An 18,081-nucleotide genomic window follows, 5' to 3' on the forward strand; every position below is an offset into this window, starting at 1 on the left:
CGCACCCTCCCCGCCGGACGCGGGGCGTACACCGGGGGCGCGCACATCGCGGGCGGCGGCCTGTTCGCGCCGCCCGGGCCCCCACCCCCGAAAGGGGGGGCTCAGCCGAATTCGGCCACGGCCGCTTCGACGACCTCGGCCAGGCGCGCGTGGTGCGCCCCGCGCCAGTACGGGCGCTCGCACGCCGTGCACTGCGCGAAGACGTCGTACGAACGCTCCGTGCCGCCCTCCAGCAGTCCCGCCACCGACTCCTTCGTGGCCTCCTTCAGCTCGCCGTTGCAGGCGGTGCAGCGCGTCCACGGCGCGAGGGGCGGCGCGAAGCGGCCCAGCACGTCGCGCAGTTGCTCCTCGGGCCGGTCGCTGTAGACGTACGCGCCCGCCCACAGCTCGCGCCGCCGCAGCAGGCCCCGGTCCCGGGACAGCAGGACGCGCTGCTCGCGGGCGGAGCAGGTGGCCAGCGCCGGGTCCCCGATGTCCTCGCTGAAGTACGCGGCGTCGACGCCCAGCAGGCGCATGCGCCGGGCCAGGGTGCCCAGGTGCACGTCCAGCAGGAACCGCAGGGGCGCGCCGGGGACCCGCTGCGGCCGGGCCACCGCCGCCACCTCGATCCGCTCGCCCTCCCGGGGCACGTGCCCCGCGGTGACGACGGCCCCGTCCACGGACAGCGTCCCCGCCTCGGTGAGGGGCACGCCGAGCGACTCGACGACGTGCCCGAGGCTGGAGACGCCGTCGGTCTCGGTCTCGGTGCGTCCGGCGCGGCGGTCGGCGGCGATGAAGAGGTTCAGCTCGGGGGCGAACGCGATGTGTACCCGGGGTCCATTCACGCGCCCTACAATGCCACCGGCCGCGCCGGGAGTTGCCGGAATTTTCCCGCCCGGGACACCGGGTCCGCGCCGGGAGCGGGTCCCCGCCCCCGATGCGCCCGCCTCACCGCACCGGATCGTCCAGGAACGGGAAGTCCCACCGGTGCGCCTCCGCGTATGTCCAGCCGATCCGCTCCGGCGACAGGTTGGCCCGCTCGGCGGCCGGCCGCCGGGCCTTCAGCTCGCGGAGGAACCGCTCGCCGGTCCCCGGCCGCACGAACACGTTCAGCCAGTACGCCCCGCCGAACGGCAGCCCTGCCGAGTACGTCCACCTCTCCTTCCTGACGTGGTCGACGACCGTGCGCGAGGAGGCCGTCCCGAACCAGTTCCTGTCCTCGTCCGGCCCCCCGGCCGGCACGACGACCGCCGCGCCGTGCTGCGCGAACACCTCGCGCGGGATGCCCCCGGGGTCCGCCCGGTACGGGTCGGCGAGCCCGCCCAGGTCGACGGCCTGCTGGTGCTCGTTGAGCGCGTACGGGAGGACGCCCGCGTCGCCCGTGCCCACCAGGCCCCTGACGGTGGGGTCCCGGGCCATGAGCCGCCCCAGCTCCTCGTGCGCCTCGCGCAGGTGGAAGCGGTACGTCATGCCGCCGACCAGCGACTCCAGCGGAATCGCCGACACCGCGAGCATGAGCCCGGCCGACCCGGCTGCCAGCAACGGCGTCGCCGTCCGCCCCCACAGCACCAGGGCCGCCACGACCGCGGCGGACCCGCCGACGACGACCGCCGTCGGGTCGACGCCCGGCATCCCCTGGAAGTGCAGCACCGCGACCCCGGTCAGCCCGAGCGCCGGCGCGGCCCACTTCGGGGCGGCCCCGTCGGTGGCCCTGGCCCCGCCCGGCAGCCTGCGCCCCTTCAGCGGGCGGCACAGCAGCACGAGGGCGACCGGGGCGGTGAGCTGCCAGAAGAAGCGGTTGCCGACGTCCATGTGCAGGGCCGACAGCGGATAGTAGACCAGCGCGATGCCGCAGGTCAGCGCGGCCGGCACGACCGGCGTCAGGTCCTGGAGCGGCAGCGGGCCGCGCCCGCCCGGCCGCGGCCCCGGCCCGCGGGCGGCCCGCGCCCCGCCGTCCTGCTCGCGGCAGCGGCGGGCGTCCGCGCGCCGCCACAGGAACGCGCACAGCACCGCGCCGCCGGCCAGCGTCCCGAGGACCGGCAGGACCGGGTGGACGAGCTGCCGCACGACGCCGGACGCGTCCACGGACCCGGAGGTCACCAGGTACGTGTGGGGCAGCAGGCGCCCGAACCACCAGGCGCGCAGCGCCCAGTAGCCCGCCAGCCCGCCCGCGACGGCGAGCGCGCCGCGCACCTCGCGCCGGTCCCCGCGGTTGGCCAGCGCCGCCCAGGCGACGGCCGCGAACGCGTACGCCATGCCCTCGGGGCGGGACAGCGCGACCAGGACGGCGGCGGTCCGGCCGAGCGCGCCGAGCCTTCCGCGCCGGTACAGGACGCCGTACAGCAGCGCGATGAAGAGGGCGAAGCTGCCGCTCTCCAGGCCGTGGAAGAAGTGCGAGACGAACACCGGGTTGGCGGCCATCACCGCCACCAGGACGACCCGCTGGTGACGCGGCACGTCCCGCAGCACGGCCGCGACCGCGATCCCGCCGCACAGCAGCAGCAGGCCGAACGCCTTGAAGAACGCCTCCACCGGCCAGCCGGCGACGGCGGGGACGATCGAGAGTGCCGCGTACAGCGGGTTGGTGTACGCCTCCACGCGCGGCAGTCCGGAGCCCGCCACGACCGGGTTCCAGTCCCACACCCCGCTCCCGGCGAAGGACTTGCCGTACCGCCAGCTGATGAAGGCGTCGTCGACGGTGAGGCGGCAGAGCCAGAACGCCAGCCAGCCCATGAGTCCGGTCAGACCGGCCAGCGAGACGAGGAACAGGGCGCGGGCCGCCCGGACGGGGACGCGGGGCAGCCGCACCCCGGGCGGGCCGACGCCGGACGGCTCGTCTCCGGGGCTGCGCCGGGGGGCGGACGGCAGGTCGAGGACGGTCACGGGGCCGCCTTCCGGGTGAGGCGCGGGGGACAGGGCCCGCCCCCACGGGCGGCCGGGCCGGCCGAGGGGGAAGGGACAGCCCCTGATCCAAGCGGCCGTTCACCCCTGCGGGCGGGACATCGCGTCCCGTTGACCCGGAATCACCCGCTCGGCAGCGTGACCCGCCGCCGGACGATCCGGAATCACCTGCCCGGCAGCGTGACCCGCCGCCGGACGATCCGGAATCACCTGCCCGGCAGCGTGACCCCTCGCCGGAACGGGAACGCGTATCCCCGACGCACCGCTGACGCACCTCTGACGCACGTGCGCGGCACACCCGATCCGTGAGGAGTTCCGATGCCCATCGCCACCTACGCCCTCGTCGCCATCGACTGCCCGGACCCGCGCGCGCTGGCGGACTTCTACCGCGAGGTCCTGGGCGGCGAGGTCAAGCAGAACGACGACGACTGGTGGGACCTGTACGCCCCCGGCGGCCACCGCATCGCCTTCCAGCGGGCCGCCGACCTGACGCCCCCCGAGTGGCCGAGCGCCACCCGCAACTCCCAGCAGCTCCACCTGGACTTCGACGTCCCCGACCTGGACGAGGCCGAGGCCCGGGTCCTGGCCCTGGGCGCCCGGGCGCTGGACACCGAGGACCGGGACCGCGCCTTCCGGGTCTACGCCGACCCGGCGGGCCATCCGTTCTGCCTCTGCCGGGCCTGAACCGCGCCGGTCCCGGCGTCCCGCCTCACAGCCAGCCGTTCCTGCGGAAGGCGCGGTGCACGGTGAAGCAGGCCGCGGCCATCACGGACAGGGCGAGCGGATAGCCGTACGTCCATTCCAGTTCCGGCATGTGCTCGAAGTTCATGCCGTACACACCGCAGCCCATGGTGGGTACGGCGACGATCGCCGCCCAGGCGGTGATCTTCCGCATGTCCTCGTTCTGGGCGACGGTCACCTGGGCCAGGTGCGCCTGGAGTATCGAGTCGAGCAGGGCGTCGTACGAGGAGAGCTGGTCGACGGTACGGGCCAGGTGGTCGGCGACGTCGCGGAAGTACGGCTGGAGCCCGGGTCCGACGGGCGGCAGCGGCTTGAGGGGGTCGGCGAGCGCGAGGAGCGGGCGGGCGAGGGGGGCCACCGCCCGCTTCAGCTCCAGGAGTTCGCGCTTGAGCTGGTAGATGTGGCCGGGGTCGACGCGTCCCGAGCCGGGGCTGAAGACGGTGGACTCGACCAGGTCGATGTCGTCCTGGACGGCGTCGGTGACCTGCTCGTACTCGTCGACGACGAAGTCCGCGAGGGCGTGCAGGACGGCCGCCGGGCCGAGCTTGAGCTGTTCCGGCACGTCTTCGAGGGCCTCGCGGATGGGTCCGAGCGAGCCGGAGCCGCCGTGCCGGACGGTGATGACGAAGTCGGGGCCCGCGAAGGCGATCAGCTCGCCGGTGTCCACGACCTCGCTGGTGGCGGTGAGTTGCTCGTGCTCGACGTAGCGGACGGTCTTGAAGACCGCGCAGAGCGTGTCGTCGTACCGCATCAGGCGCGGCCGGCGGTGCGGTCCCGCGGCGTCCTGGAGGGCGAGCGGGTGCAGGCCGAAGAGGGCGCCCAGCGCGTCGAGTTCGGAGGGTTCGGGTTCGTGCAGGCCGAGCCAGACGAAGGCCCTGCCGTCCCCCTTGCGGACCCGCTCCAGCGCCTCGGCGGCCGAGCAGTCGCGGGGGGTGCGCACCCCCTCCTCGAAGACCACGCAGTTCTCGACCGCGCTGCCCAGCGGGGAACGGGCGGGATGGCTGAGATCCACCGTCGCGCGGACCGCCCGGAGGCGTCGGCGGGCGGCACTGCGCAGGCGGTGCATGAGCGGCATGCCGGGGAGTCTGCCCCGCCCGCCGCCGTCCAGGCCAGTTCCTTGCCGAGCCTTGACCAGGGCCTGGCGGTGCGCAGTCGTGGTTACGCGGCCTTGACCAGGGCCTCACGCACCGCGGCGGCCCACTCCACGAGCAGCTCCTGGTAGCGCGCCTCGTCGGCTGCGGACAGCGCGCCGTCCGTGCGCGACCAGAGCGCGCGGATCTCCGCGTTGACGGCGGCGGCGGAACGTACGGAACGCGCGGAACCAGGGCTCGAAGAAGTGGAGGACATGTGTACAAGCGTAGGGGCTGCCACTGACAGTCGTCGTTCCGGACGGCTGAGAATGGCCTGAAAATCCGCCGGGCGTACGCCGGAGTGCGTAACCGGGGGGCGGGACGCGAGTGGGATGCGGGCGGGGCGGGGGCGGAGGGCGGTCGGGGGCGCGGGTGACGGGCGGTCGGCGGTGCGGGATTCCTACGGCCAGACCAGGCAGTACGCCTGGTGTCCCGCCTCGTGCAGCCGGTGCGAGAAGTCCTGCCACTCGTGCAGGAGCCGGTACACGTTGAACGCGTCGCTCGGGCCGCCCCGGTCGGGGACCGTCGACCAGATGAAGGCCGCCGCGCCCACCGACTCCTCGCCGACGCCGCGCAGCGGGTCGACCACGGTCATGGGGAGCTTCACCACGGCGTAGTCGGGATGCAGGACGACCAGTTCCAGCGGCGGGACCTTGTGCAGGGGTATGCCCTGGATGCCGGTGAGGACCATCGCGGCCATCGTCTCCGGCTTGATCTTGGTGAACATGCCGCCCATGCCCAGCTCGTCGCCGCCCAGTTCCTCCGGGCGCATCGAGATCGGCACGCGGGCGGCCGTCGCGCCGTTCGGGGCGCCGAAGTACTTGTAGGTCACCCCCACGCGGCCAACCCTGCTTCCCGTACCCGACGACTGAGGCCCAGCGCTCCATCCTGCCAGGGAATCGTGACCCGCCGGAGAGCCGTGCGCCAAAGCGTCGGCGCCGCGGGCGTCACCGCTGAGGGCGTCGAAGGCCCGGGGCTCCGCGCCGCGTGCGTCCAGGCTCCGGGCGTCGCCGCCGAGGGCGTCGGCGCTGCGGCCGTCGGCGACCGGGGCCGCGTCCGGGGCCTCGCCCGCCTCCGCACGTGCCGCACGTTCCCGTCGCCGGTGCCGTCCGCGCCGGGCCCGCTCGGGACCCAGGTCGTCGGTCCCCTCGCCCAGTCCGCCACCGCGATGCATATCTCTCACCCGACTGTGCTGTGTCAGCGCTTGTTGCCGTGTCCGGCCCACGGGCTCAGCCCCGGCCGCGCGGCCCGATCATCGTCTTGGTTTGGTGACCAGTGACCTCCCCAGCACCCGTGCGGTGAAACACCTGTCCGCAAGACCGGGCGGGCCTCTGACACCATTGCTGTGTGAGCCTCCCCTATGACGCCCCAGTTTCGCAGACGCTTTTCGACCGCGCGTCCCTCGTGACGCCCGGCGGCGTGAACTCCCCGGTACGGGCCTTCAAGGCCGTGGGCGGTACGCCCCGGTTCATGGTGTCCGGTACGGGTCCGTACCTCACCGACGCCGACGGCCGTGAGTACGTCGACCTCGTGTGCTCGTGGGGTCCGATGATCCTCGGGCACGCGCACCCGGAAGTCCTCGCCGCCGTCCAGGAAGCGGTCGCCCGCGGCACCTCCTTCGGCACGCCCGGCGAGGGCGAGGTCGCGCTCGCCGAGGAGATCGTCGCCCGCATCGCCCCCGTCGAGCAGGTGCGCCTGGTGTCCTCCGGCACCGAGGCGACCATGTCGGCCATCCGGCTCGCCCGTGGATTCACCGGGCGCGCGAAGGTGATCAAGTTCGCCGGCTGCTACCACGGGCACGTGGACGCGCTGCTCGCCGCCGCCGGTTCGGGCCTGGCCACGTTCGCGCTGCCGGACACCCCCGGGGTCACCGGCGCCCAGGCCGGCGACACGATCGTGCTCCCGTACAACGATCTGGACGCGGTCCGCGCCGCCTTCGCCGCGCACCCCGGCGAGATCGCCTGCGTGATCACCGAGGCCTCGCCCGGCAACATGGGCGTCGTCCCGCCGCACGAGGGCTTCAATGCCGGTCTGAAGGACGCCTGCGCCGAGAACGGCGCGCTCTACATCTCCGACGAGGTGATGACCGGCTTCCGTACGAGCAAGGCGGGCTGGTACGGCGTCGACGGCGTCGCGCCCGACCTGATGACCTTCGGCAAGGTCATGGGCGGCGGCTTCCCGGCCGCGGCCTTCGGCGGCCGCAAGGACGTCATGGAGCACCTCGCCCCGGTCGGCCCGGTCTACCAGGCGGGCACCCTGTCCGGCAACCCGGTCGCCACCGCCGCCGGTCTCGCGCAGCTGCGGCTGCTGGACGACGCGGCGTACGAGAAGGTCGACGCGGTCTCCGCCGAGCTCCAGGGCCTGTTCACCGAGGCGCTGACCAAGGAGGGCGTGGCGCACCGCCTCCAGACGGCGTCCAACATGTTCTCCGTCTTCTTCACCCCCGACCAGGTGCGCGACTACGACGACGCCCGCCGGCAGGAGTCCTTCCGCTTCACCGCGTTCTTCCACTCGATGCTGTCGCAGGGCGTCTACCTGCCGCCCTCGGCCTTCGAGTCGTACTTCGTCTCCACCGCCCACGACGAGCGGGCGATCGAGCGCGTCGCCGCCGCCCTGCCCGCCGCCGCCCGAGCCGCAGCAGAGGCCACCGCATGAGCAGCTCCACCAGCAGCAAGAGCGATCTCACCGTCGTCCACCTGATGCGGCACGGCGAGGTCCACAACCCCGACGGCGTCCTCTACGGCCGCCGCGCGGGCTACCACCTCTCCGAGCTGGGCAACAAGATGGCCGAGCGGGTCGCCGAGCACCTCGCGGACCGCGACATCACCCACGTCGTGGCCTCCCCGCTGGAGCGCGCCCAGGAGACGGCCGCGCCGATCGCGACCGCGCACGGCCTGGACCTGGTCACCGACGCCGCGCTGATCGAGGCGGGCAACGTCTTCGAGGGCAAGACCTTCGGCGTCGGCGACGGCGCGCTGCGCCGCCCGGCGAACTGGCGGCACCTCACCAACCCGTTCCGCCCGTCCTGGGGCGAGCCGTACGTCGAGCAGGTCGTACGGATGATGGGCGCCCTGAACGCGGCCCGCGACGCCGCGCGCGGCCACGAGGCGGTGTGCGTCAGCCACCAACTGCCGATCTGGATCGTGCGCAGTTTCGTGGAGCGCCGCCGGCTGTGGCACGACCCGCGCAAGCGGCAGTGCACGCTGGCCTCGCTGACCACGTTCACCTACCGGGGCGACAAGATCGCCTCGGTGGGTTACACGGAGCCCGCCCGGGACCTCGTGCCGGCGCACCTGCTGGCGGGGGCGAAGCCGGTCAAGGGCAAGGACAAGGCGTTCGGCGCCTGAGTCCGGAGCACGCGAAACCGGCCGGATGCGGACGTTCCGCGTCCGGCCGGTCGGGTAGCAGTCGCACGTACACGCGAACCGCACATGATCGCTTCGTGTCTTCACGAACACTCAGCGAATTATGTGCAATTTGCCGGAACCTGAGCGTTCGCCGGGCCCTCTCAGTACGTGTCCATCTGATGGGCCGAAGGCGCGACGAATGCGGATGGGGAGTTATGCGCGACATCACCCGAAGGGGACTGCTCGGAGCCGGTGCGGGAGCAGCGGCCGCGATAGGCCTCGCCGCCTGCAAGGGCGGCGACGGCGACGGCCCCGCACCCGCGGGCAAGGGGCAGGGCACGGAGCGGCCCGGCAAGGGCGGCACTCCCGCGCCCACCGCGGAGGCGAAGCCGATCGGCGACGGCTCGACCGCCGACACCGGCAAGCAGCCCAACCAGCCCGACAAGCCGGTGCCGCTCCAGCCCGGCGAGGCCCCGCCGCAGTTCGTGATCTTCTCCTGGGACGGCGCCGGCGAGGTCGGCAACGGACTCTTCCCGCGCTTCCTGAAGCTCGCCGAGGAGCACGAAGCGGCGATGACCTTCTTCCTCTCCGGGCTCTACCTCCTGCCGGAGAGCAAGAAGAACCTCTACAAGCCCCCGAACAACCGCGTCGGCGCCTCCGACATCGGCTACCTCACCGACGAGCACATCAAGCAGACGCTCCAGTACGTGCGTCAGGCCTGGCTCGAGGGCCATGAGATAGGCACCCACTTCAACGGCCACTTCTGCACGGGCTCCGGCTCGGTCGCCAAGTGGACCCCCGCGCAGTGGGAGAGCGAGATCGACCAGGCCGTGAAGTTCGTCACCCAGTGGAAGACGAACACCGGCTGGAGCGACCTGGACCCGCTGCCCTTCGACTACTCGAAGGAACTGGTCGGCGGCCGCACCCCCTGCCTGCTCGGCCAGGACAACCTGCTGCCGGTCGCCAAGAAGCTGGGCTGGCGCTACGACGCCTCCTCGCCCGGCGGCCGCCAGATGTGGCCGGTCAAGCGGGGCGGCGTCTGGGACCTGCCGCTCCAGCAGGTGCCCTTCCCCGGCCGCGGCTTCGAGGTCCTCTCGATGGACTACAACATGCTGGCCAACCAGTCCAAGAACTCCACCAAGGGCCCCACCGCCCGCTACCCCGAGTGGAAGAAGCAGGCCACCGGCGCCTACATCAAGGGCTTCCAGCGCGCGCACTCCACCAACCGCGCCCCCTTCTACGTCGGCAACCACTTCGAGCAGTGGAACGGCGGCATCTACATGGACGCCGTCGAGGAGGCGATCAAGCACATCGCCGGCACGAAGGACACCCGGCTGGTCTCCTTCCGGCAGTACGTCGACTGGCTCGACGTGCAGGACCCGCAGGTCCTCGCCAAGCTGCGCACCCTGGAGGTCGGCCAGAAGCCCGCGGGCGGCTGGCAGGGCTTCCTGACGCCGGGCTCCAAGACCGCGCCGCCCACCCCGCCCGCGTCCTGAGAACGGCGCATGGCCCCTTATGTGCCCTTGACAAGGGGCTTTGCAGGCACGTAGGGGGGCGGGCAAGATCGTAGGAACTGCCATGCGAAACTTTTCACATGAGTCCTGCCCGTGCCCCCCGCCGTCGCCCGGCCCGCGCCTCCCGCACCGCGCTCGCGGTCTCCGCGGCGCTCGCCGGCGCCCTCGCCCTGTCGGCCTGCGGCGGTGACGGCGACACGTCGTCCGGCGGGGGCGGCGGCACCAACTTCGTCGCGGGCAAGGACAACCTGGACACGGTCCCCGCGGCGGACCGGGCGGCCGCCCCGAAGCTCGACGGCAAGACCCTCCAGGGCGAGGACTTCGACTCCACCTCCCTCAAGGGGAAGGTCGTCGTCATCAACGTCTGGGGCTCCTGGTGCCCGCCCTGCCGGGCCGAGGCGCCGACCTTCGCGAAGGTCTCCAAGGAACTCAAGGGCAAGGGCGTGGAGTTCCTCGGCATCGACGCCCGTGACCCGCAGAAGGACCAGGCCCTCGCCTTCGAGAAGGACGCGGGCATCGAGTACCCCAGCCTGTACGACCCGGACGGCAAGCTGATGCTGCGCTTCCCCAAGGGCAGCCTCAACCCGCAGGCCATCCCCTCCACGATCGTCCTCGACAAGGACGGCAGGATCGCGGGCCGCTCGCTGGCCGCGCTCAGCGAGAAGAAGCTGCGCAAGCTGATCGACCCCCTGATCGCCGAGAAGTGACGCACGTGAACGCCGTCTCCCTCGCCGACGCCGCCGGCACGGTGCAGTCGGGCGCGCTGCTGCTCGCCCTGCCCATCGCGCTGCTGGCCGGTCTCGTCTCCTTCTTCTCGCCGTGCGTGCTGCCGCTGGTGCCCGGTTATCTGTCGTACGTCACGGGCACGAGCGGTACCGACCTCGCCGAGCAGCGGCGCGGCCGGATGGCGGTCGGGGCGTTGCTGTTCGTCCTCGGCTTCAGCGCCGTGTTCGTCTCCGGCGGTGTGCTCTTCGGCTACTTCGGCACCGTCCTCCAGGGCTACAAGAGCACCACGAACATCGTCCTCGGCGTCCTGATGGTGCTGATGGGTCTGTTCTTCATGGGGGCCTTCCCCTTCCTGACCCAGCGTGAGTTCCGCTTCCACCGGAAACCGGTCGCCGGGTGGATCGGGGCGCCGGTGCTCGGCGTGCTCTTCGGGATCGGCTGGACGCCGTGCCTGGGCCCCACGCTCGGCGTGATCCAGGGTCTGGCCTGGCACGAGGCCAGCGCGGGGCGCGGGGCGCTGCTCACCGCGGTGTACTGCCTGGGCCTCGGGCTGCCATTCATCGTGGCGGCCGTGGCCTTCCGCAAGGCGCTCGGCGCGTTCGGCTGGGTGAAGAAGCACTACGTCTGGGTCATGCGCATCGGCGGCGTCATGATGATCGCGACCGGCCTCCTGCTCCTCACGGGCCTCTGGGAGACGGTCCTGCTGTCCATGCAAAGCTGGACCGACAGCTTCCAGGTGGGGATCTAGTTCCATGAGCAAGACCGAAGAGCAGGCCGCCGAGACGGACGAGCGGGTGGCCGGAGACCGGCTCTCCACCGCCCCCAAGGACGACCGCGAGAGCGACCCCCAGGGCGGCGGGCCCGCTCCCGCGTCCTTCGGCGTCGTCGGCTGGGCCCGCTGGTTCTGGCGGCAGCTCACCTCGATGCGGGTCGCGCTGATCCTGCTGTTCATGCTGTCGATCGCCTCGATCCCCGGCTCGCTGGTCCCGCAGCGCAGCGTGGACCAGACGAAGGTCGACGACTTCTTCAAGGCGCACGAGACGCTCGCACCGCTCTACGACAAGGTGCAGCTCTTCGACGTCTACAGCTCGGTGTGGTTCTCCGCGATCTACATCCTGCTGTTCGTCTCCCTCATCGGCTGCATCGTGCCCCGGAGCTGGCAGTTCGTCGGCCAGCTCCGCAGCCGTCCGCCGGGCGCGCCCGGCCGCCTGACGCGCATGCCGGCGTACACGACCTGGCGCACGGACAAGACCCCCGACGAGGTCCGCGCGCTCGCGCTGGCGATGCTGAAGAAGAAGCGCTTCCGCGCGCACGTGGACGGCACCGCCGTCACCGCCGAGAAGGGCTATCTGCGCGAAGCCGGGAACCTGATCTTCCACATCGCGTTGATCGTGCTGCTCCTGGCCTTCGCGACCGGCCAGCTCTTCAAGTCCGAGGGCGGCAAGCTGATCACCGAGGGCAGCGGCTTCTCCAACACCCTCACCCAGTACGACGACTTCAAGTCGGGCTCGCTCTTCGACCGCGACCACGACCTGGAGCCCTTCGGCTTCCGCCTCGACGACTTCGTCGGCACCTACGAGCGCTCCGGCCCGCAGCGCGGCACCCCCCGCGTCTACAAGGCCCACATCACGTACTCCGAGGGCGCCGACGGCAAGGAGAAGAAGGGCGTCATCGAGGTCAACACCCCGCTGACGGTCGGCGGCTCCAAGGTCCACCTCATCGGCCACGGCTACGCGCCCACGATCACCGTCCGCGACGGCCGCGGCAAGGCGGTCTTCCGGGGCCCCGCGCCGCTCCTGCCCACCGACTCCAACGTCACCTCCACCGGCGCGATCAAGGTGATGGACGGCTACCGGGACAAGAACGGCAAGCGGACCCAGCTCGGCTTCACCGCGGTCTTCGTGCCGACCTTCGGCGGTGCGGGCAAGGGCAGCATGTTCTCCAAGTACCCGGGCCTGGACTACCCGGCGCTCGCCCTGACCGGCTACCACGGCAGCCTCGGCGTCGACGCGGGCCTGCCGCAGAACGTGTACCAGCTCGACACCCGCAAGATGACCCAGTTCAAGAAGCCCGACGGCAGCCCCTTCGCCAAGATGCTCCTGCCCGGCGAGACCATGACCCTGCCCGACGGGGCGGGCTCGGTCACCTTCGAGAAGGACATCAAGGAGTGGGCGACCTTCCAGGTCTCCCAGCAGCCCGGCAACATGTGGGCCCTCGCGGGCGCGATCGCCGCCATCCTGGGACTCGCGGGCTCGCTCTTCATCCAGCGCCGCCGCGTCTGGGTCCGTGCCGTACGGTCCGACGACGGCACCACCCTCGTCGAGATGGCGGGCCTCGGGCGCAGCGAGTCCGGCCGCCTCCCCGAGGAGCTGGCCGCCCTGGCCGAAACCCTGCACACCCGGGCGCCGACGACCGCGACGCCCCCTCCCGCCCCGTCCGCCTCGCCCGCCGAAGAACCCCCTGCCGAAGGAGCGCGCGCGTGATCCTCGCAGCCGCCGCAGTCACCGAGACCAATCAGAGCCTGGCGGAGACCAGCAACGTCCTGATCTACTCCGCGATGGCCGTCTACACCCTGGCCTTCCTGGCGCACATCGCCGAGTGGACCTTCGGCAGCCGCAGCAAGGTCGGCCGCACCGCCGCCGCGCTGACCCGCCCGGCCGCGGCCCCCGCCGTGACCGTCCGCTCCCGGGGCGGCACCGCGGTCCTCGACAAGCCCCAGGTCGTCACCCGGGCCGCCGCCGGTGCGCGGGACGCCGAGGACGGCGCGGGCGCGGCGGGCGGCACCGAGAAGGGCGACCTCTACGGCCGCATCGCGATCTCCCTCACGGTGCTGGCGTTCCTGGTCGCCGCGGGCGGCGTCGCCACCCGGGCGCTCTCCGTGCAGCGGGCCCCCTGGGGCAACATGTACGAGTTCTCCATCACCTTCTCCACGGTCGCGGTCGGCGTCTACCTCGCCTTCCTCCTCACGAAGATGAACGTGCGCTGGGTGGGGCTGCCGCTGGTCACCACGGTCCTGCTGGACCTCGGCATCGCCACCAAGTGGCTCTACACCGACAGCGACCAGCTCGTCCCCGCGCTGGACTCCTACTGGCTGTGGATCCACGTCTCCACCGCGATCATCTGCGGTGCGATCTTCTACGTCGGCGCCGTCGGCACCATCGGCTACCTGCTCCGCGACCGCTACGAGGTCCGCGCCGAGCTGGGCGAGACCGCCGACACGCTCAAGGCGCACCTGGCCGCCCTCCCGAAGGCCAACCCCTTCGTGACGACCGTCCGCGCCGCCCGCGTCCCGCTGCGCCGCGTCATGGACAGCGCGGTCTCCCGGCTGCCCTCGGCGGCCTCGCTCGACAAGTTCTCGTACCGCATCAACGCGGGCGTCTTCCCGCTGTGGACGTTCACGATCGTCGCGGGCGCCATCTGGGCGGGCGACGCCTGGGGCCGCTTCTGGGGCTGGGACCCCAAGGAGGTCTGGTCCTTCGTCACGTGGATCGTGTACGCCACCTACCTGCACGCCCGCGCCACCGCGGGCTGGAAGGGCCGCAAGGCCGCCTACCTGGCCCTCTTCGCCTTCGCGACCTGGCTCTGGAACTACTACGGCGTGAACATCTTCCTCTCCGGCAAGCACTCCTACGCGGGCGTGTAGCCGCCGCTGCTCCATCCAGCCCGGCCCGGTCGCGTCCCGCACGCGGCCGGGCCACGCTGTCTGCCATGACCGAAGTCCCGTACGGCACGGCCGAACCGCGCCCCGGAAACGTCTGGTACCTCCGCCACGAGCTGCCGCTGCCCCATCCCCTGGACCACGTCTGGGCCGCGGTGGCCACCCCGGCCGGGCTGGGCCAGTGGCTGGCCGTCCCCGACCCCTGGGACCCGAGACCCGGCGCGGCCACCGCCTTCACCTGGCAGGACACCGGCCGGGACGGCGACCCGCCAACGGTCGACGAGGGCCGGATCACCGCCTGGGACCCCGGCCGGGTCGCCGAGTACACCCTCGCCGTCCACGGTCGCCTCCGCTTCCACCTGGAGCCCAACGGGCCCGCCGGGACCGTGCTGCGCCTCACCAACGAGGTCCCCGACCTCACCGCCGCCGAACGCGCCGGCCGCCTCGTCGGCTGGCACCTCCACCTGGAACTCCTGGCCCGGTCCCTGGCGGGCGCCCCCCACGACTGGTCCACCTGGTCCCCGTCCCGCTACGAGGAACTGCTCAGGGCGTACACGTCCCGCTGACCCCCACCCGCACGCCGTCCGGCACCGGATACGGCGACTCGGCCGGCATCAGCGACGCCGCGCTCTCCGCGCTGCCGGCCATGGCCCTGGCCAGCGGGGTCACGTCCCGGATGCCGACGATCCACTCGTCCGCGTACCGCCGCGCCGCCTCCCCGGCGAGGCCGAGCTGGAGCGAGCGGTAGGGCAGCGGACGCAGCCGCACGTCCCGCTCCGGGTCCCACTGCACCCGTACCGACGAGTGCTTCAGCTCCCGTTGCCAGGCCGCCCGGTCGGGGTGCACCCCGGGCGCGTAGTGCGACAGCACGGCGTTGCGCAGCGCCCAGTCGAAGCCCTCGCGCCGGATCTCCACGGCGAGAACGACCTCCTGGCCCTCCTTCCGGGCCCAGCCGCAGCGGTACATCATCCACAGGAACGACGGCTTGATCCACGTCATCCGGTCCCGCTTCCAACTTCCCGGAAACCGGCCGTCCCGCGCCGCCGCCAGCCCGATCTCGGGCCGGTAGGCCTGGTACACGGTGACGGTCTCGTCGGTGTGCAGGGCGCGTATCTGCCGCTGGGGCGCTTCGAGGGATGCCATGCGCGTCACAGTGACGCACCGGCGGGCACGGCGGCCAGCGAATATGCGGCGCGGGCTACTTCGCCGGGTCCTCCGGGCCCTTGGGGCCGTCCTCGTTGCCGTCGCGGCGCTTCAGTTCCTCCTCGCGGCGGCGCAGGTCGGCCTCCCAGTCCTTGAGGAGGGACTCGTCCTTCTTGGTCTCGTCCTTGATGGACTTCAGGAACTCGGGGTTGTCGTCCGGCGCCACCCAGGTCGAGCGGTGGCCCCGGTGCCACTCGGAGGGGGTGCGCCCGCCCCGCGGCGGGCGGCGGTCCTTGCCCGCGGCGAGCCAGACGATCGGGCCGACGATCCAGAAGAGCAGGATGATGAAGACCCAGGCGACCTTCGGCAGGTGCTTGGCCTCGTCCTCGGGGGTGTTCAGGCAGTCGATGAACGCGTAGATCGTCAGCGCCAGCGGCAGGATGAACATCAGTGCCCTGAGCATGGAGTGCTTCCCCCTGGGAACGTCAGACGGGCCGTACGGGCGGCCCCGGTGAGGGGCCCAGGGTAGTCGGTGTCCGATACTGGACGGCATGGCTTACGACGATCTTCGCTCGTTCCTCCGTGCCCTGGACCGCGAGGGCGACCTCAAGCGCATCACCGCCGAAGTCGACCCCCACCTGGAAGTCGGGGAGATCGTCGACCGGGTGAACAAGGCCGGGGGCCCGGCCCTCCTCTTCGAGAACGTCAAGGGCTCGGCGATGCCGCTGGCCATGAACGTCTTCGGGACCGACCGGCGCCTGCTCAAGGCCCTCGGCCTGAAGTCGTACGGCGAGATCAGCGAGCAGATCGGCGGGCTGCTGAAGCCCGAGCTGCCGCAGGGCTTCGTGGGGGTCCGGGAGGCCTTCGGCAAGCTGGGGTCGATGGCCCACGTGCCGCCGAAGAAGGTGAAGGAGGCCCCGGTCCAGGAGGTCGTGCTGCGGGGGGAGGAGGTCGACCTCGACAAGCTCCCGGCGCTGTTCACCTGGCCGGAGGACGGCGGGTCGTTCTTCAACCTCGGGCTGACGCACACCAAGCACCCGGAGACCGGGATCCGCAACCTCGGGCTCTACCGCCTCCAGCGCCACGACAAGCGCACCATCGGTATGCACTGGCAGATCCACAAGGACAGCCGCAACCACTACCAGGTGGCCGCCAAGCGGGGCGAGAAGCTGCCGGTCGCGATCGCCTTCGGCGCGCCGCCCGCCGTGACGTACGCCTCCACCGCGCCGCTGCCGGGGGACATCGACGAGTACCTCTTCGCCGGGTTCCTCCAGGGGAAGCGGGTGGAGATGGTCGACTGCAAGACCGTGCCGCTCCAGGTGCCGGCGCACGCCGAGGTCGTCCTGGAGGGCTGGCTGGAGCCGGGGCGGATGCTGCCCGAGGGGCCGTTCGGCGACCACACCGGGTTCTACACGCCGCAGGAGGACTTCCCCGCGCTGACGATCGACACGATCACGATGCGCAAGCGGCCCCTGTTGCAGTCGATCGTGGTGGGACGGCCGCCGACCGAGGACGGGCCGCTGGGCCGGGCCACCGAGAGCTTCTTCCTGCCGCTGCTGAAGATCATCGTGCCGGACATCGTGGACTACCACCTCCCCGAGTCGGGCGGCTTCCACAACTGCATCATCGTGTCGATCGACAAGAAGTACCCGAAGCACGCGCAGAAGGTGATGTCGGCGATCTGGGGCGCGCACATGCTGTCCCTGGAGAAGCTGATCGTGGTCGTGGACAGCGACTGCGACGTACGCAACTACCACGAGGTGTCCTGGCGGGCCTTCGGGAACGTCGACTACTCCCGCGACCTGGTCGTCGTGGAGGGCCCGGTCGACCACCTCGACCACGCCTCCTACCAGCAGTACTGGGGCGGCAAGGCGGGCGTCGACGCCACGAAGAAGCTCCCCGAAGAGGGATACACCCGAGACGGTGGCTGGCCGAACATGGTCGAGTCGGACCCGGCGACGGCCTCCAAGGTCGACCGCCGCTGGAAGGAATACGGCCTGTGAGCAGCGCCGCAGCAGCAATCCCGCAGCCGCAGCCGGGGCCCCCGCCCGGGAAGGTCCGCGCGTTCCTGAACCTGGTGCTCATCGAGCACTCGGTCTTCGCGCTGCCCTTCGCGTACATCGCCGCGCTGACGGCCATGTACCGGCTCGACGGGAACATCCACTGGGGCCGGCTGCTCCTGGTGACCGTCGCGATGGTCGGCCTGCGGACCTTCGCCATGGCGGCCAACCGCATCATCGACCGCGAGATCGACGCCCGTAACCCGCGCACCGCGCACCGCGAGATCGTCACGGGCGCCGTCAGCGTCAAGTCCGCGTGGACGGGGGCGGGCATCGCGCTGCTCTTCTTCCTGGGCGCCGCGGCGCTGCTGAATCCTTTGTGCCTGGCGCTGGCCCCCGTCGCGGTCGTCCCGATGGTCGTCTATCCGTACGGCAAGCGCTTCACGAACTTCCCGCACGCGATCCTGGGCCTGGCCCAGGCGATGGGCCCGGTCGGCGCGTGGATCGCGGTCACCGGGGAGTGGTCCTGGGACGCGGTCGTGCTCGGCCTCGCGGTCGGCGTCTGGATCGGCGGCTTCGACCTGATCTTCGGCTCGCAGGACGTCCAGGCGGACCGCGCCCACGGCGTGAAGTCGGTCCCGGCGCGCTTCGGCATCCCGGTGGCCCTGCACGGGGCGCGCGCCTGCCACGTGGTCACCACCGCGCTGTTGGTCTGGTACGGGCTGCGCACCGACGCCGGTGTCTTCTTCTGGATCGGCATGGTGATCGTGGCGGCGGCCTTCGTGTACGAGCACACGATCGTCCGCCCGCACGACCTCTCGCGCCTGAACCGGGCCTTCTTCACCGTCAACGGGTTCATCGGCATTGCCCTGTTCGTGTGCGCCCTGCTGGATCTCCTGGTTCGTGGTCTGACCGTGTAGGTACGTTGCCGCCTACCATCGA

Annotated in this window: 18 protein-coding genes; 11 read left to right on the plus strand and 7 right to left on the minus strand. The window is 71.8% G+C overall.

Going from position 1 to position 18,081, the window contains the following annotated elements; translation table 11 throughout:
• Nucleotides 1-101: 101 nt before the first annotated feature.
• Nucleotides 102-824, minus strand: a complete 723-nt coding sequence (locus ACZ56L_RS29250) for a Mut7-C RNAse domain-containing protein (protein ID WP_471067360.1) — start codon at nucleotides 822-824, stop codon at nucleotides 102-104.
• 103 nt (nucleotides 825-927) lie between these two features.
• A complete protein-coding gene (locus ACZ56L_RS29255; protein WP_471067362.1) occupies nucleotides 928-2,862 on the minus strand; it encodes a hypothetical protein in 1,935 nt (644 codons plus the stop codon).
• A gap of 336 nt (nucleotides 2,863-3,198) precedes the next feature.
• Here ACZ56L_RS29255 and ACZ56L_RS29260 point away from each other — a divergent pair, with 336 nt between their 5' ends.
• Nucleotides 3,199-3,564, plus strand: coding sequence for a VOC family protein (locus tag ACZ56L_RS29260; protein ID WP_345229066.1), 366 nt, complete (start codon nucleotides 3,199-3,201; stop codon nucleotides 3,562-3,564).
• Nucleotides 3,565-3,589: 25 nt separating this feature from the next.
• Here the strand turns inward: ACZ56L_RS29260 and ACZ56L_RS29265 are convergent, their stop codons facing one another.
• The 3 genes from ACZ56L_RS29265 to ACZ56L_RS29275 form a co-directional block, all read right to left on the minus strand.
• The gene (locus tag ACZ56L_RS29265; protein WP_345229065.1) at nucleotides 3,590-4,696 is read right to left on the minus strand and encodes a magnesium and cobalt transport protein CorA; all 1,107 of its coding nucleotides are present in this window, start codon (nucleotides 4,694-4,696) and stop codon (nucleotides 3,590-3,592) included.
• 83 nt (nucleotides 4,697-4,779) lie between these two features.
• Nucleotides 4,780-4,968, minus strand: a complete 189-nt coding sequence (locus ACZ56L_RS29270) for a hypothetical protein (protein WP_345229064.1) — start codon at nucleotides 4,966-4,968, stop codon at nucleotides 4,780-4,782.
• A 183-nt stretch (nucleotides 4,969-5,151) separates the two neighbouring features.
• Nucleotides 5,152-5,925: a hypothetical protein gene (locus ACZ56L_RS29275; protein WP_401756939.1), complete on the minus strand. Its 774-nt coding sequence runs from the start codon at nucleotides 5,923-5,925 to the stop codon at nucleotides 5,152-5,154.
• Between the two features lie 173 nt (nucleotides 5,926-6,098).
• Here ACZ56L_RS29275 and hemL point away from each other — a divergent pair, with 173 nt between their 5' ends.
• From hemL to ACZ56L_RS29315, 8 genes are all read left to right on the plus strand, one after another.
• Complete coding sequence (hemL, locus tag ACZ56L_RS29280) at nucleotides 6,099-7,406, plus strand: glutamate-1-semialdehyde 2,1-aminomutase (protein ID WP_471067365.1); 1,308 nt, start codon at nucleotides 6,099-6,101, stop codon at nucleotides 7,404-7,406.
• Nucleotides 7,403-8,098 (plus strand): histidine phosphatase family protein, encoded by a 696-nt coding sequence (locus ACZ56L_RS29285; RefSeq protein WP_471067367.1) that lies wholly within the window; start codon nucleotides 7,403-7,405, stop codon nucleotides 8,096-8,098. The genes hemL and ACZ56L_RS29285 overlap by 4 nt, the downstream gene beginning before the upstream one ends.
• A gap of 215 nt (nucleotides 8,099-8,313) precedes the next feature.
• Complete coding sequence (locus ACZ56L_RS29290) at nucleotides 8,314-9,594, plus strand: polysaccharide deacetylase family protein (RefSeq protein ID WP_345229061.1); 1,281 nt, start codon at nucleotides 8,314-8,316, stop codon at nucleotides 9,592-9,594.
• A gap of 98 nt (nucleotides 9,595-9,692) precedes the next feature.
• A complete protein-coding gene (locus tag ACZ56L_RS29295; RefSeq protein WP_345229060.1) occupies nucleotides 9,693-10,319 on the plus strand; it encodes a TlpA family protein disulfide reductase in 627 nt (208 codons plus the stop codon).
• A gap of 5 nt (nucleotides 10,320-10,324) precedes the next feature.
• A complete protein-coding gene (locus tag ACZ56L_RS29300) occupies nucleotides 10,325-11,086 on the plus strand; it encodes a cytochrome c biogenesis CcdA family protein (protein WP_401756935.1) in 762 nt (253 codons plus the stop codon).
• A 4-nt stretch (nucleotides 11,087-11,090) separates the two neighbouring features.
• The gene (gene resB, locus ACZ56L_RS29305; protein WP_471067370.1) at nucleotides 11,091-12,821 is read left to right on the plus strand and encodes a cytochrome c biogenesis protein ResB; all 1,731 of its coding nucleotides are present in this window, start codon (nucleotides 11,091-11,093) and stop codon (nucleotides 12,819-12,821) included.
• Complete coding sequence (gene ccsB, locus ACZ56L_RS29310; RefSeq protein ID WP_468686338.1) at nucleotides 12,818-13,981, plus strand: c-type cytochrome biogenesis protein CcsB; 1,164 nt, start codon at nucleotides 12,818-12,820, stop codon at nucleotides 13,979-13,981. The genes resB and ccsB overlap by 4 nt, the downstream gene beginning before the upstream one ends.
• A gap of 65 nt (nucleotides 13,982-14,046) precedes the next feature.
• Nucleotides 14,047-14,562, plus strand: a complete 516-nt coding sequence (locus ACZ56L_RS29315; RefSeq protein ID WP_401756931.1) for an SRPBCC domain-containing protein — start codon at nucleotides 14,047-14,049, stop codon at nucleotides 14,560-14,562.
• Here ACZ56L_RS29315 and ACZ56L_RS29320 read toward each other — a convergent pair.
• Nucleotides 14,540-15,139 (minus strand): DUF4291 domain-containing protein, encoded by a 600-nt coding sequence (locus tag ACZ56L_RS29320; RefSeq protein ID WP_471067373.1) that lies wholly within the window; start codon nucleotides 15,137-15,139, stop codon nucleotides 14,540-14,542. The genes ACZ56L_RS29315 and ACZ56L_RS29320 overlap by 23 nt on opposite strands.
• 55 nt (nucleotides 15,140-15,194) lie before the next feature.
• Entirely contained in the window at nucleotides 15,195-15,602 is a 408-nt protein-coding gene (locus ACZ56L_RS29325) for a PLD nuclease N-terminal domain-containing protein (protein ID WP_468686341.1), read from the minus strand.
• An 88-nt stretch (nucleotides 15,603-15,690) separates the two neighbouring features.
• On the opposite strand from ACZ56L_RS29325, the gene ACZ56L_RS29330 reads away from it, so the two are divergent.
• Together ACZ56L_RS29330 and mqnP are read left to right on the plus strand one after the other, a co-directional pair.
• A complete protein-coding gene (locus tag ACZ56L_RS29330) occupies nucleotides 15,691-17,142 on the plus strand; it encodes a menaquinone biosynthesis decarboxylase (protein WP_345229053.1) in 1,452 nt (483 codons plus the stop codon).
• The gene (mqnP, locus tag ACZ56L_RS29335) at nucleotides 17,139-18,059 is read left to right on the plus strand and encodes a menaquinone biosynthesis prenyltransferase MqnP (protein ID WP_471067375.1); all 921 of its coding nucleotides are present in this window, start codon (nucleotides 17,139-17,141) and stop codon (nucleotides 18,057-18,059) included. The genes ACZ56L_RS29330 and mqnP overlap by 4 nt, the downstream gene beginning before the upstream one ends.
• Nucleotides 18,060-18,081: the final 22 nt, after the last annotated feature.

It is taken from the genome of Streptomyces sp. NPDC039736 (genome assembly GCF_055596485.1).